Origin of the sequence: Arthrobacter sp. PsM3 (genome assembly GCF_030433895.1) — a bacterium.
Classification (GTDB): Bacteria; Actinomycetota; Actinomycetes; order Actinomycetales; family Micrococcaceae; genus Arthrobacter.
Genome location: NZ_JARUXE010000010.1, coordinates 1 through 12217, shown reverse-complemented (window position 1 = coordinate 12217; position 12217 = coordinate 1). Strand labels below are relative to the sequence as shown.

Here is a 12217-nt window from a genome sequence, read left to right as displayed (position 1 = left end):
CATCATGTCTAAGCGCATCGACGTCAAAGACCTGAACGTCTACTACAGCAAATTCCTGGCCGTCGAAGACGTCAACATCAGCATCGAGCCCAAGTCCGTCACGGCCTTCATCGGGCCCTCCGGCTGCGGCAAGTCCACCTTCCTGCGCACCCTGAACCGGATGCATGAGGTGATCCCCGGAGCCCGGGTCGAAGGCGAAGTGCTGCTCGACGGCGACAACCTGTACGGCCCCGGCGTGGACCCGGTCACCGTCCGCTCGCAGATCGGCATGGTCTTCCAGCGGCCCAACCCGTTCCCCACGATGTCCATCCGGGACAACGTGCTGGCCGGCGTGAAGCTGAACAACCGGAAGATGTCCAAGGGCGAGGCGGACGCGCTCGTGGAGCGCTCCCTGCGCGGCGCCAACCTGTGGAACGAAGTCAAGGACCGCCTGGCGAAGCCCGGATCCGGCCTGTCCGGCGGCCAGCAGCAGCGCCTCTGCATCGCCCGGGCGATCGCCGTCGAACCGCAGGTGATCCTGATGGACGAGCCCTGCTCGGCCCTGGACCCGATCTCCACCCTCGCCATTGAGGACCTCATCAATGAGCTCAAGGACGACTACACGGTGGTGATCGTGACGCACAACATGCAGCAGGCCGCGCGGGTGTCGAACAAGACCGCATTCTTCAACATCGCGGGCACCGGAAAGCCGGGCAGGCTGATCGAATACGGCGACACCCACACGATCTTCAGCAACCCGAGCGTGAAGGCCACCGAGGACTACGTCTCGGGCCGCTTCGGGTAAGCCTTCCTGCGCCCCTAGAGGCCTGCGAGCGGCGACAGCGACAGGGCCAGCACGAACGCCGCTGCGGCGGTGACGAGCGGGGTGAGCACCCAGAACATCAGGACCCGGATCACCACCTTCCGGTTGGTGGCGGGAAATCCCTGGTGGGTGCCGGAACCCAGGACCGCCGAGGTGACAGTGTGCGTGGTCGAGATGGGCCACTGCAGTCCAATCGCGCCGACCAGCAGGATGGCGGAGCTGAACAGCTGGGCCATGGAGCCGCGCAGGGGATCCATCCGGACCATCCGGTAGCCGATGGTGTAGGAAATGCGCCAGCCGCCGGCCAGGGTTCCGGCGGTCAGGAGGACCGCGGTGAACAGGGCCACCCAGACCGGCATCCCGGCGCCGTCGGACAGCCCGGACGCCAGCAGCGCCAGGACCAGGACGGCGCTGGTGCGCTGGCCGTCCTGGAGCCCGTGGGCGAAGGCCACAGCCCCCACGGCAATGCTCTGGGCGCGCCGTGAGCGGCTGTTCACGACGTTCGGCGGCGTATACCGGGCGGCCCACGTCGCGGGCCAGACCAGCAGGTAGGCGCCGGCGAAGGCGATCGCCGGTGAGAGCAGCAGGGGAAGCGCCACTTGGACGAGCAGGGAGGTGTCAACGCCCCCCACGCCGTTCCCGCCGACGGCGACGCTCGCGACCCCCGCGCCGGCCAGCCCGCCGACAAGGGCGTGCGTTGAGGACGAGGGGATGCCCCGCCACCAGGTGTAAATCCCCCACAGCACGGCACTGATGAGGCCCGCCATCAGGATGGTGAGCCCGTTTTCCCCTTTGGGCAGCTGGATCCAGGCGCGGCTGACTGCCAGGGCCAGGGCCGCGCTCAGCCCGGCACCGATGAAATTGAAGAACCCGGCCAGCAGCACCGCGACGGTGGGAGTGAGGGCGCGGGTCCGCACCGCCAGTGCCACCGCCGCCGAGGCGTCCCTGAAGCCGTTGAGAAAGGCGAATGCCCCGGCGAAGACCACCACCAGGACAAACAGGAAAATCGTCACGTCAGGATTCCTTGACGATGATGCTGCCCACCTGGGTCGCGATCCGGCGCATGTCCCTGGTGACACCCACGAGCTGGTCGGCGATGTCCCGGTTTCGCGCGTACTGGGCCCATTTCATCTCATGGAGCATGTCCGCCACCCAGACCCGGTGGGTGCGTTCTGCACGCTTGGCAAGGCGGAGGATCTCGATCCAGTAGTCCTCGAGGTCGTCCAGGTTGTCCAGTTTCCGCATGGCATCCACGGTGAGTTCGGCCTGCCTGCTGATGATCTCCAACTGGTCCGCTGCCCGTTTCGGGAGCCGGTCCAGCTTGTAGAGGGACACCAGCTCCGCGGCGGCATCGAGTTTCTCCAGCGCCTCATTCAGGAACCGGGAAAGGGCGTACATGTCCTCGCGGGGGAGCGGGTTCACGAAGGAGGTCCGCATATGCGTCAGCAGCGCGAAGTGCAGCTCCGCCGACTTGGCCTCGTGGTTGTGCATGTCTTCCACCAGCCGGGCGTTCTCAGTGGCCGGGGCGCCAAGGATCTCCGACAGGGTGCCCGTGGCGAGCACAATCTGGCTTGCCAGCTGGGCAAGAAGTTTCAGCCCGGCGGGCTCCTGGGGGAAAAGGCGCAGCTTCACGTGTGATTACCGGTCTTCGGGAGGGAGGTGCACGGGTTTGAGTCTGCCGGGCGTGTGAGGTGATGATGGCCCGCGCATGAGTATTACTTTACCGTCCGGCCTGAACGTGGCGGGAAAGCGCCCCGGCGGCCCCGAATATGACAGCAGTCCGGTGAACCCGGCCACACCGCTGCGGGAATGCGGCCGAAATGCGCCCGAAAAAGCGGCATGAAAATGGTGCCGAACCGGATACGCCTCTCGGCGGTAGGCCGCTCTAGGCGGCTAGATGTTGAAGCCCGGGGGTTTCGCGGTTCGGCACCGCTTTTAGTTTTCTACGTGCTCGGGGACAAGTCAACATTGACAGTCCGTGGGCGGCATGCGTACCGGGTGTCCGGCACCGTCCGGCCGGCTCAGTCCAGCTCGCCCAGACGCCACGCGTTGGCGGCGTGTTCGAGGTCCTCAGCGGTCTTGACGAGAAGGTGGGAGTTCCGCGTGAGTTTGCTCGCGTGGTTCTCGTTAGTGTGCTCGGCGCCGTCGGCAAGTGTTGCCTGGCCCAGTGCCACCACACGGCAGAACGCGGCGGAGCGTTCCAGTGCGACGTCGAAGTCGCCGTCGAACGCGCCGGAGAGGATGGCATCCGCCATCAGTTTCATCTCGTCCGCGCCGGGCGGCTCGGCAGCGCCGGCCACCACGTGCGAGACCTGGGCGGTGTCCTTGCCGGCCTTGAAGTACACGGAGATCCGCTCGGGATCCTGGATCGTGGCGGCGCGGAGGGCGTACAGGCGCCAGAGGGCCCCCGGGAGGGAGCGCGCGGGGCTTTCGGCCCACATTTCGGCGATGGCTTCCAGCCCCTGTTCGTCAGCGAGCTTCACGAGCCGCCTGGTCACGACGGGGTCGTCGCTGTCGCGTCCGCGGCGCACCAGTGCCTGAGCGGCGAGGTGGGCGGCCTCGGAGACCCTGGCCGGATCGGCGCCGCCCGCGAACGGCTCAAAGTCAATGGGGGCGAAGGGCTTCGGCTTGTGGTGCCGGTGCGGTCCGGGGGTGCTGGATCCTGCTTGCTCGCTCATGCCACCACGCTACTCCTGTGCTGTCGGGGAATCGAGCGTGAGGCCCGGCAGGGCTGAACCGGCCCTCACCCGTGCCGGCCGGTCACTGGGCCGCACTCCGCCGCGCGACGGCGGCATCGGCGCCCGGTGCGAAAAACACCCGCCGGTCTGGGGTACAGTATTAAGGTCCAGAAATGGACTGGGCTGATCGGCCCTTGAAGGGCGGATTTATCCGCCGTTTGAGGTCTTCAGCTGGGGCCTTTAGCTCAGTTGGTAGAGCATCGGACTTTTAATCCGTGGGTCGTGGGTTCGATCCCCACAGGGCCCACTCTTTTAGCGAAGAGTGGAAAACCCCCGGCATCCTGGCGACAGGGTGCCGGGGTTTTTTGTTGCCCCCGTACCTCGGGAAACCCACGGCGGCCTAGTTATCAGGTCGGCTAGTATTGCCGGATGGACGCGCACAGCCCCTCCGGCTCCGGGTATTGGTATGGACCCGACGACAGGCTCGACCCGCCCGGCGCCGTGCTGCAGGCGCTGCGTGAGTACCGCACTGTGGAAGTTGCCCGGCGGCGCTCCACGAGGGATTCCATGGGGATGGGCGAGACGGACCTGCTGGCGCTGCGGTACCTGCTGCGCGCCCAGTCCCACGGCGAGCGGGTCGGCCCCAAGGACCTCAGCCGCGTCCTGGGAATCACGACGGCCTCGACAACCTCGCTGATCGACCGGCTCGTGAGCAGCGGCCACGTCCGCCGCGAGCCCCATCCCACGGACCGGCGCTCGCTGGTGGTCGTTCCAACGGTGGCCACGGACGCGGAGGTCCGGGCCACGCTGGGGGATATGCACCGCAGGATGATGGCCGTCGCGGAGAGCCTCAGCGCCGACGAGGCGCGGACCGTGGTCAGCTTCCTGCGCCGGATGAGTGAAGCCATCGCGGAGCCCGGAAGCGGGAGGTCGGATTAACCGGCGCCCACCAACTCGCTAGTCTGACTAGCTATATGTATGCTTACTAACTATGTCTGATACTCGTTTGCCTGGCGGAGCGGTCGCCGAGCTGGCCCCCGCCCGCGTTTCTCCCATGCAGTCCCTGACAGCGCCGAGCCACTGCGGGATGGCAATGGAGTGGAAGGCACCGGCCTCAGCCACCAAAAGCGTGTACTCCTACTCCTTCGCGCCGGCCGATGCCGCGGCGGAGCTGCCGCCGGTGTGGCGTTGCGGTTGTGGCTTCCAGCTGGACGGCGCCGTGCATACCTCCGGCATCCTGTTCGAGCTCAGCCGTTGAGCAGCCCGGCGCTCAGGGTACCTGGTTCGCCGCGGGGGTGAAACTGATTGCCGCCCGGCTGCGACCCGCCGCCTTCGCGTCATACAGCGCACGGTCGGCTTCCCGGAGGAGGCGCGGCAGAGCCGCTGTCCGGTCGCGTGCGTCGACCACGCCGAAGCTCGCCGTCGGCGCATTCACGCCCCCGGGCAGGGAGCTTTGTTCGGCCAGTGCGGCGTTGATCCGGTCGGCGACCCGGACGCCCTCTTCGGCGTCGACGCCGTCGAGCAGCAGCGCAAATTCCTCGCCGCCGTAGCGGCCCACCAGGTCACCCTCCCGCACGGCGGAACGGCAGGCCTCGGCGAAAGCCCGGATGACGGCGTCGCCCGTGTCATGCCCGAAGTGGTCGTTGATTGCCTTGAAGCGGTCCAGATCCGCCATCACCACCGCGGAGCCGACGCCGGCCGCGAGGTTGGCCCGGAGCCTGCGCTGCGCCTGGTGCATGAACTCCCCGCGGTTCAGGAGTCCGGTGAGTCCGTCGCGGTAGGCCAGCTCCTGCAGATCTTCGGTCCGGCGGGCGTAGTTCAGCGAGGTGATGCTGGACGAGACGACCACCAGCAGGACCATGGCCATCAGCAAGGTCACGCCGGTGCCGAACAGCACCTGGAAAAGCGGATCGGCCGGCCCGAGCAGCGCCAGTCCCATCATCCGGCTCAGGTAATAAACTCCACTGACTGCGGTTGCGATGGCGAGCGACCGGACAAGATGCCAGGACTCGGCCCGCTCGCGCCATAGCTCCACGGAAGCGAGACCTATCGCCGCCCCCATCAGCGCCAACAGGACAATGCTGCCGATCCGGGCGTTGTCTGAGTAGCGGACGGCGGCGTCGACGGCCACGGCTGCTGTCGCGGGGATCGCCAAAAGCCCGGGCCGGATCTGCCGGCCGGCCAACGAGCGGGTCCCGGCCCAGACGCAACCGGAGCCAAACACCATCACACCGTTGCCCACGCTGGGGGTCCACGCCACGTCCCGGACCTCGCCCATGAGGTAGAAGACGGCGGCCAGGAAGAATGAGGCGACGGCCCCGCACCACCAGCCGGCAAAGGGCGCGCGGCTCTTGCGGTAGGTGTCGAAGTAGAAAAGGACCAGCATCGTCAGCGTCATCACGGCGAAGACCACCATGAGCGTTGACCTGTCGAGCAGCACCATGAAGTGATGATTCCCAGCTGCCGGAAGGGTCCTCCCCATGGACCGCCGGCGTAGTTCCCCACCGGATCACGCCCCGGCCGGGACAAGTCTCTCAGAACAGGCCCCGCTGCCCAAGGCGGCGCGGTAACGGCGCGTCGCGGGGGCCCCGCGCGGCGGGCGGGGGTGCAAGATGGTGCAATGGATGCCGTCGACGCCCTCAACGAGATTGCCTTCTGGCTCGAACGCGAGCTTGCCCCCACGTTTAAAATCCAGGCGTTCCGGAAAGCCGCCGGAATCATCGCCGGCCTGGAGGCTGAGGAACTCGCGGCCCGGGTCCGTGACGGACGGCTCAAACGGACCAGAGGGATTGGCGACCGGACCCTCCAGGTCATCAGGGAGGCGCTTGAGGGCGAAGTCCCGGAATACCTGAGCGGGCTGCGGAACCGGGGGTCCCAGCCGCTGGCGCCGGGAGGGCACGAGCTGGTCGCCGCGCTCCGCGGTGACCTGCACAGCCACAGCGACTGGTCCGACGGAGGGTCCCCGATCGAGGCCATGGTGGACGCAGCCCGACTGCTCGGGCGCGAGTACCTCGCCCTGACCGACCATTCACCCAGCCTCAAGATCGCCAACGGGCTGAGCGCCGAGCGGCTGGAGGAACAACTCGGCATCGTCGCCGGGATCAACGCCGGCTCCGGCGGCGGCTTCCGCCTGCTGCGTGGCATCGAGGTCGACATCCTGGAGGACGGCTCCCTGGACCAGGTTCCGGAGATGCTGGACCGGCTGGATATCGTGGTCGCCAGCGTGCATTCGAAGCTTCGCTCGGACAAACGCACCATGACCCGCCGGATGCTCGGCGCTATCGCTGACCCGCACACGAACGTGCTCGGCCACTGCACGGGCCGTCTCGTGCAAGGGGGCCGTGGCACGCGCCCGCCGTCCGAGTTCGACGCGAAAGAGGTCTTCGCCGCCTGCGCCGAACATAACGTCGCCGTCGAAATCAATGCCCGTCCGGAACGCCAGGACCCGCCGGACGCCCTGATCGAGCTGGCCCTCGACGCCGGCTGCCTCTTCAGCATCGACAGCGATGCCCACGCTCCCGGCCAGCTCGACTTCCTGCAGTACGGCGCCGAGCGCGCGGAACGCAACGGCGTGCCGGCCGAGCAGATCGTCACCGCCTGGCCCCTGGACCGCCTGCTGGAGTGGGCGGCGCCGGGGAGCTAAAGGCCTGCGTACCCCCACCGCCTGCAGCGGTCACGCCGTCCCCGGCGGGACATGCCCTCCTGCTGCGGGCGCGGCTGGACATAGTCCCGTTATGTCCATTCCCCGGCGCGGGAAATGGGCATGTCCCCCGAGCCAGGGTGTTGCAGAGCCAACGGGGCCAAGGCAGACTGCGGAGCCCGGCCCGGGCTAGCCTGCGGCCGGCTGCGCTCCCCGGGCCGCCGGGACCAGCGCGGTGGGGGAAGCCACCTCCAGCCTGCCCGCGGCCTGGCCGGGGAGTCCGCTCGCCGGGTCCAGCGGGTAGGTCACCACATCCCCGGAGCGTTCGTGCGAAACATGCAGCCAGCCGTTCCGGACCAGATGATGCCGCGGCCAGTCGCCGCCGCTGGGGACGTCGGCCAGCGGTCGGAGGGCGTTTCCGTCCGCATCCACCTCAAGCACGCTGATCCGGTTGGAGCCGCGCACCCCTATGTAAGCATGCCTGCCGTCCGCCGCGAGCGCGATCTCGGCCCCGGAGTCCCCGGCAAGCGCGCCCGCCCTGGTGGCCGGTCCCATTCCGGCCAGGCAGAAGATTGCGGACCCGGGGGAGCGCCGCACCACGGCCACCTCAACCGAGTATTCAGTCACCACCAGCACGCTCCCGCCGGGATGCTGGACGAGGTGCCGGGGGCCGCTGTCCCGGGTGAGGGCCAGTTCGTGGTCCAGGTGCAGCCCCTGTGCGGGCACATAGTTCCAGACCCGCAGGAGGTCGTGCCCGAGGTCGGTGGTCATCACCCTGCCGTCGTCGAGCATCAGGCTCGCGTGGGCCCGGCTGGGGCGCCCGGCCACGTCCGAGGCGGCGGCCGCGAACCTTGCCGAGATGCCGCCCGCGTCGTCCAGTTCGTAGAGCAGGACCTGGCCGTCGCCCCAACAGGACACCACAAGGAAGCGGCCCTGCGGGTCGACGGCGACATGGCATGCGGCGTCGCCGGCCGGCCAGTCGCAGCCGGCGGGTTCCAGGCCGAATTCGCCGGACCGGCGGTACGCCCGGACGGTCCGCGCCGTCTCGCCCACGGCATAGACGATGTCCAGCGTGGGGTGCACGGCAAGGAACGACGGCGAGTCGGCCGGGGCGGCCACTCCGAGCCACCGCAGCGTTCCGTCAGTGCCGGCCCGCAGCGCTCCGATCCCCTTCCCGCGCCCGCCGCCGTCCGCGGTGTAACAACCGGTCCAGATCAGCTCGTTCGACGGCACGGGGTTCGACACCGCGGGGTTCGTCGGCACGGGCGGCAAAGATTTGAAGGGCATTCTTGGGCTGGACATGGTGCAATCTTGCCACTTGGATAGCATGGTATTCCGGCACGGTAAGCGGGAGGGGGTCCTTGGCATGGCGGCACTTCCCGTGCCCGGTCCCTCCGTCATCACCCGGCTCCGCGCGGCCGGCTGCGTCTTTGCCGAGGAGGAGGCCCTGCTGCTGGCCGCCGCCGCCACGACGCCGAATCAGCTGGACACCCTCGTGGAGCAGCGGGTGTCCGGACTGCCGCTCGAGCACGTCCTGGGCTGGGCGGAGTTCTGCGGACTTCGCATCGAAGTGGATGCCGGAGTCTTTGTGCCCCGCCGCCGGACGGAGTTCCTCGTCCGGCAGGCCCTGCAGCTCCTCAGCGAATCCAACATCACCCTCCCGTCACGCCGCACCGGCACGCTGCCCGTCGTCGTCGACCTGTGCTGCGGGTCAGGGGCGGTCGGGTCCGCACTCGCGGCCCTGGCCGGTCCCCTGGAGCTTCACGCCTCCGACATCGACCCCGCCGCAGTGCGGTGCGCTGCCCGCAACATCGTGCCGTTCGGCGGCGCGGTCCACGAGGGGGACCTATACGAGGCCCTCCCGGAACGGCTGCGCGGGCGGATCGACATCCTCGCCGTCAACGCCCCCTATGTGCCATCGGCAGCAATTGCCACCATGCCGCAGGAAGCCCGCCTCCACGAACCGCGGGTTTCCCTCGACGGCGGCACAGACGGGCTCCACGTGCAGCGGCGGGTGGCCGCCGCTGCACGGCAATGGCTGGCCCCGGGAGGCTCACTGCTGATCGAGACCAGCCGGCGGCAGGCGCCGCGGACCGCCGGGCTGTTCATCCGCAGCGGACTCACGGCCCGGGTGGCCGGCTCCGGGGAGCTGGACGCCACGATCGTCATCGGAACAGCGCTGAATGATCCGCCGGCGGAGACGGGCCGGCCGTCGTAGTCAAGCGCCCTTGTCGTTAATCGCCCTTGAAGTTAAGCGACTTTGTCGGGATCGACGTTGGTTGCGGCTCCGGCAGGGGTGGCCCCGCCTTCGTCAGACCAGTCCTGGCCGTGCTGGTCGTTCAGCGCAGGGTCGGACTCGACGTCGGAAGCGGCGGCCGCAGCCGAGGTTCCGAGGTTCACGGTCTCCGGGTGGGTGCTGTGTGCGGGGATGCCTGCGCCCGCAGCAGCAGTGCTGCCGCCGGCCGGCTGGTGATCGTTTGCTGATTCCTTGGGGGAGTTGTCGCTGCGGACGGCTGAACCGATGACCGTGCCGGCCCGCCGGACTGCCTCGCCAAGCTGCTCCGTCACCTCGGGCGCCTTCACCTTCGCCGCGTCAGTGGCCGCGGCCACCCTGTCCTGGACCGGCTGGCTTTCCCAAAGGGCGGCCGCCCGTGCCTTGAGCTTTTCGTAGGCTGCCCGCCCGGACCGGGACCCGAGAACGTAGCCTGCGGCGATTCCGGCTCCGAAAAGAAGTTTGCCTTTCATGCTGTACTCCTGCGCTTTGGTGGTACTCAAACTATGGTGGTCAGTAAAACGTGGGGGGCTGGTGCCAAAAAACCGGCCCCGGGAAGAATCCCGGGACCGGTTGTCGGTCGCGTCAGATTTAGCGGGCCGAACGCTTGGAGATCATGCCGTAAACCAGCAGGACGATGATCGAACCGCCGATGGCCAGCAGCCAGGTCGACAGCGAAAAGAATTCGTTGATGTTCGTGTTGAACAGCACGCTGCCAATCCAGCCACCCAGGAAAGCGCCAACGACGCCAAGGATCAGCGTGATGATGATGCCACCACCCTGACGGCCCGGGAGGATTGCCTTAGCGATTGCACCGGCGATAAGGCCCAGAATCAGAAATGCGATAAAACCCATTTTAATCGTTCCTTCTTCAATGAGGAGGCACCCGGATTGCCAGGTGCGCTACATCCTTCTGCCTCAATAGTAATCATGCTTAGTATAAATATGCCAGTCAGGAGCCGGGCGGGTTCCATGGGACGCGTCTTTTCGCGCGGCCCGGCTCTGCTGCCGGGGCTGCGGCAGACATTCGCGGTGTCGGCGACGTTGAACCCCGGGTGACAGGCGGCGCCGGCGGGGCCCGGGTGGCCCGGGGCTGAACGCGTCCCGGGCGCGGGCCCGGGCTGCACCGGCACCGTAGCTTAGCGTTCCAGGCGGAACCCGAGCTTGATGGTCACTTGCCAATCGGCGACCTCGCCGTTTTCAAGGTGCCCGCGGACTTCCTTGACTTCGAACCAGTCGAGGTTCCGCAGGGTCTTGGCGGCCTCTGCGATGCCGTTGCGGACGGCGGCATCAATGCCTTCGCTCGACGTTCCGACAATTTCAGAAATGCTGTAAGTGTGATTAGACAACTTCGCTCCTCGTGATCGCCATCGATACCCGGCAGTGGGCCGTTCCTGCAGATTAGCGGACAGATCGCAGCGGGACTAGGGGCGGGAGGCTGGGCCTCAGGACCCGTAGACGGGCCCCGGCTCGGGACGCTTGGGCGCCAGCGGCGGGGCATCAGAGCGTTTCCGGACCCGGCTGACCATCCAGGGAAGCAGGTAGTTGGTGAACCAGGCGATGTCACCGGCTTTGCTTTCCCGCCAGCTTCCGGCGGGCATGGGCTTGGGCTCCAGCGGGCTCAACGTGTGCGGGACACTGAGGGACTCCAGTACCATGGCCGCGATGGTGTGGTGCCCCATCGGCGAGAAGTGCAGGCGGTCCGGATCCCACATTCGCGGGTCCGAGAGCTGCCGCAAGGCCCAGAGATCAGCGATCACACCGTGATGGCGCACGGCGATGGTCCTGATGTTCTCGTTGAAGACGGCGACTCTTCCCCGGTTATGCCCCAGCAGCGGCGTGTCGCCCCAGTCGGGACCGGTGAACAACACCACAGTGGCGCCGGTGGCGCTGAGCATGCCCACTGCGGCGTCGAGGCTGGCGGCCAGCCGGTCGGGGTCACTCCGGTGGAAGACGAGGTCGTTTCCGCCGGCCGACAGCGTGACCAGATCCGGCTTCAGCGCGATCGCGGGGCCAAGTTGCCGGTCGAGGATCTCGCGCATCACGAGGCCGCTGACGGCGAGGTTGGCGTAGCGGAAATCCGACCTCCCGCCGCTGAGCTCCTCAGCGATTCGGTCCGCCCAGCCCCGCATGCCGCCTGGACTCAGCGGTTCCGGATCCCCGAGGCCCGCCGTAAAAGAATCCCCCATGGCGACGTACCGGCTCCACGGGCCCGCTTCCCGCGGCCCGGCAATTTGGCCCAGCTCCCGGCCCAACTGCCGGCCGGGGCCCCGCCCCGCGGCGGGGTCACTGGTGCCGGACTGCCCGGCGCCAGGATCCAGGAAACCGGCGGCGTTCACATCCCCAGCATTACGCCGAATATTCAGGTTCCACTAGGTACTTAGGTCCCTAGCCGGGCGGTGCCTGCGCGCCGGCACGTGGCGACCCGGCCCGGCGGAAGTGCGGGCGGCCGGATGCCGCCGGGTGGTTTCTGATACGTAGGGGGGTATATCATGGAAAGCAAACCCTGTGAAATACGGAGGAACAAATGGAACTCGATCCGGCCGACATGAAGCCCGTCATCAACCGGCTTCGCCGCGCCCAGGGGCAGCTTGCCGCCGTCACCCGGATGATCGAAGAGGGCCGCGACTGCAAGAGCGTCGTTACCCAGCTGGCAGCCGTTTCCAGTGCGCTGGACAAGGCGGGATTCTCGATCATCGCCACCGGCCTGCAGCAGTGCATGCAGCAGGAGGACCCCAGCCTGGACCGGGCCGAACTCGAGAAGCTTTTCCTCTCGCTGGCCTGAGCCCCGTTTGACCCGGGCCGCCCGGCCATCAGGCCGGGCG

Annotated in this window: 15 protein-coding genes and 1 tRNA gene; 7 read left to right on the top strand and 9 right to left on the bottom strand. The window is 67.8% G+C overall.

What is annotated here, in order from left to right:
• Positions 1–4 precede the first annotated feature (4 nt).
• Positions 5–784 (top strand): phosphate ABC transporter ATP-binding protein PstB, encoded by a 780-nt coding sequence (gene pstB, locus QCD75_RS06995; protein WP_301227020.1) that lies wholly within the window; start codon positions 5–7, stop codon positions 782–784.
• Positions 785–798: 14 nt separating this feature from the next.
• On the opposite strand, the gene QCD75_RS06990 is transcribed toward pstB, so the two are convergent.
• From QCD75_RS06990 to QCD75_RS06980, 3 genes are all read right to left on the bottom strand, one after another.
• A complete protein-coding gene (locus QCD75_RS06990) occupies positions 799–1815 on the bottom strand; it encodes an inorganic phosphate transporter (RefSeq protein WP_301227018.1) in 1017 nt (338 codons plus the stop codon).
• Position 1816: 1 nt separating this feature from the next.
• Positions 1817–2434, bottom strand: coding sequence for a DUF47 domain-containing protein (locus QCD75_RS06985; RefSeq protein ID WP_301227016.1), 618 nt, complete (start codon positions 2432–2434; stop codon positions 1817–1819).
• A 389-nt stretch (positions 2435–2823) separates the two neighbouring features.
• The gene (locus QCD75_RS06980) at positions 2824–3480 is read right to left on the bottom strand and encodes a hypothetical protein (RefSeq protein WP_301227014.1); all 657 of its coding nucleotides are present in this window, start codon (positions 3478–3480) and stop codon (positions 2824–2826) included.
• A 234-nt stretch (positions 3481–3714) separates the two neighbouring features.
• Here QCD75_RS06980 and QCD75_RS06975 point away from each other — a divergent pair.
• The 3 genes from QCD75_RS06975 (at position 3715) to QCD75_RS06965 (ending at position 4738) form a co-directional block, all read left to right on the top strand.
• A tRNA-Lys gene (locus QCD75_RS06975) sits at positions 3715–3787 on the top strand.
• 122 nt (positions 3788–3909) lie between these two features.
• Positions 3910–4419, top strand: coding sequence for a MarR family winged helix-turn-helix transcriptional regulator (locus QCD75_RS06970; protein WP_301227012.1), 510 nt, complete (start codon positions 3910–3912; stop codon positions 4417–4419).
• Positions 4420–4471: 52 nt separating this feature from the next.
• Positions 4472–4738, top strand: coding sequence for a hypothetical protein (locus QCD75_RS06965; RefSeq protein ID WP_301227010.1), 267 nt, complete (start codon positions 4472–4474; stop codon positions 4736–4738).
• A gap of 12 nt (positions 4739–4750) precedes the next feature.
• On the opposite strand, the gene QCD75_RS06960 is transcribed toward QCD75_RS06965, so the two are convergent.
• The gene (locus QCD75_RS06960) at positions 4751–5923 is read right to left on the bottom strand and encodes a GGDEF domain-containing protein (protein WP_301227008.1); all 1173 of its coding nucleotides are present in this window, start codon (positions 5921–5923) and stop codon (positions 4751–4753) included.
• Between the two features lie 177 nt (positions 5924–6100).
• Here QCD75_RS06960 and QCD75_RS06955 point away from each other — a divergent pair, with 177 nt between their 5' ends.
• Positions 6101–7123: a PHP domain-containing protein gene (locus QCD75_RS06955; protein WP_301227006.1), complete on the top strand. Its 1023-nt coding sequence runs from the start codon at positions 6101–6103 to the stop codon at positions 7121–7123.
• A gap of 186 nt (positions 7124–7309) precedes the next feature.
• Here the strand turns inward: QCD75_RS06955 and QCD75_RS06950 are convergent, their stop codons facing one another.
• Positions 7310–8422 carry a lactonase family protein gene (locus QCD75_RS06950; RefSeq protein ID WP_441005443.1) on the bottom strand — a complete coding sequence of 371 codons (1113 nt, stop codon included), beginning with the start codon at positions 8420–8422 and terminating at the stop codon, positions 7310–7312.
• A 64-nt stretch (positions 8423–8486) separates the two neighbouring features.
• Here QCD75_RS06950 and QCD75_RS06945 point away from each other — a divergent pair, with 64 nt between their 5' ends.
• Entirely contained in the window at positions 8487–9338 is an 852-nt protein-coding gene (locus tag QCD75_RS06945) for a putative protein N(5)-glutamine methyltransferase (RefSeq protein WP_301227004.1), read from the top strand.
• 32 nt (positions 9339–9370) lie between these two features.
• On the opposite strand, the gene QCD75_RS06940 is transcribed toward QCD75_RS06945, so the two are convergent.
• From QCD75_RS06940 to QCD75_RS06925, 4 genes are all read right to left on the bottom strand, one after another.
• A complete protein-coding gene (locus QCD75_RS06940; RefSeq protein ID WP_301227002.1) occupies positions 9371–9865 on the bottom strand; it encodes a hypothetical protein in 495 nt (164 codons plus the stop codon).
• A 118-nt stretch (positions 9866–9983) separates the two neighbouring features.
• The gene (locus tag QCD75_RS06935) at positions 9984–10247 is read right to left on the bottom strand and encodes a GlsB/YeaQ/YmgE family stress response membrane protein (RefSeq protein ID WP_301227000.1); all 264 of its coding nucleotides are present in this window, start codon (positions 10245–10247) and stop codon (positions 9984–9986) included.
• 284 nt (positions 10248–10531) lie between these two features.
• Entirely contained in the window at positions 10532–10741 is a 210-nt protein-coding gene (locus QCD75_RS06930; RefSeq protein ID WP_226759802.1) for a dodecin, read from the bottom strand.
• A 96-nt stretch (positions 10742–10837) separates the two neighbouring features.
• Entirely contained in the window at positions 10838–11647 is an 810-nt protein-coding gene (locus QCD75_RS06925) for an SGNH/GDSL hydrolase family protein (protein WP_441005445.1), read from the bottom strand.
• Between the two features lie 272 nt (positions 11648–11919).
• Here QCD75_RS06925 and QCD75_RS06920 point away from each other — a divergent pair, with 272 nt between their 5' ends.
• Positions 11920–12177, top strand: a complete 258-nt coding sequence (locus QCD75_RS06920; RefSeq protein ID WP_069950339.1) for a metal-sensitive transcriptional regulator — start codon at positions 11920–11922, stop codon at positions 12175–12177.
• The last annotated feature ends 40 nt before the right edge of the window (positions 12178–12217 follow it).

What these genes read in the sequence shown, in the direction of transcription:
- pstB (WP_301227020.1), top strand. Translation starts at nt 5, where the DNA reads ATGTCTAAGCGCATCGACGTCAAAGACCTGAACGTCTACTACAGCAAA.
- QCD75_RS06980 (WP_301227014.1), bottom strand. Translation starts at nt 3,480, where the DNA reads ATGAGCGAGCAAGCAGGATCCAGCACCCCCGGACCGCACCGGCACCAC.
- QCD75_RS06970 (WP_301227012.1), top strand. Translation starts at nt 3,910, where the DNA reads ATGGACGCGCACAGCCCCTCCGGCTCCGGGTATTGGTATGGACCCGAC.
- QCD75_RS06965 (WP_301227010.1), top strand. Translation starts at nt 4,472, where the DNA reads ATGTCTGATACTCGTTTGCCTGGCGGAGCGGTCGCCGAGCTGGCCCCC.
- QCD75_RS06960 (WP_301227008.1), bottom strand. Translation starts at nt 5,923, where the DNA reads ATGGTGCTGCTCGACAGGTCAACGCTCATGGTGGTCTTCGCCGTGATG.
- QCD75_RS06955 (WP_301227006.1), top strand. Translation starts at nt 6,101, where the DNA reads ATGGATGCCGTCGACGCCCTCAACGAGATTGCCTTCTGGCTCGAACGC.
- QCD75_RS06950 (WP_441005443.1), bottom strand. Translation starts at nt 8,422, where the DNA reads ATGTCCAGCCCAAGAATGCCCTTCAAATCTTTGCCGCCCGTGCCGACG.
- QCD75_RS06945 (WP_301227004.1), top strand. Translation starts at nt 8,487, where the DNA reads ATGGCGGCACTTCCCGTGCCCGGTCCCTCCGTCATCACCCGGCTCCGC.
- QCD75_RS06940 (WP_301227002.1), bottom strand. Translation starts at nt 9,865, where the DNA reads ATGAAAGGCAAACTTCTTTTCGGAGCCGGAATCGCCGCAGGCTACGTT.
- QCD75_RS06935 (WP_301227000.1), bottom strand. Translation starts at nt 10,247, where the DNA reads ATGGGTTTTATCGCATTTCTGATTCTGGGCCTTATCGCCGGTGCAATC.
- QCD75_RS06920 (WP_069950339.1), top strand. Translation starts at nt 11,920, where the DNA reads ATGGAACTCGATCCGGCCGACATGAAGCCCGTCATCAACCGGCTTCGC.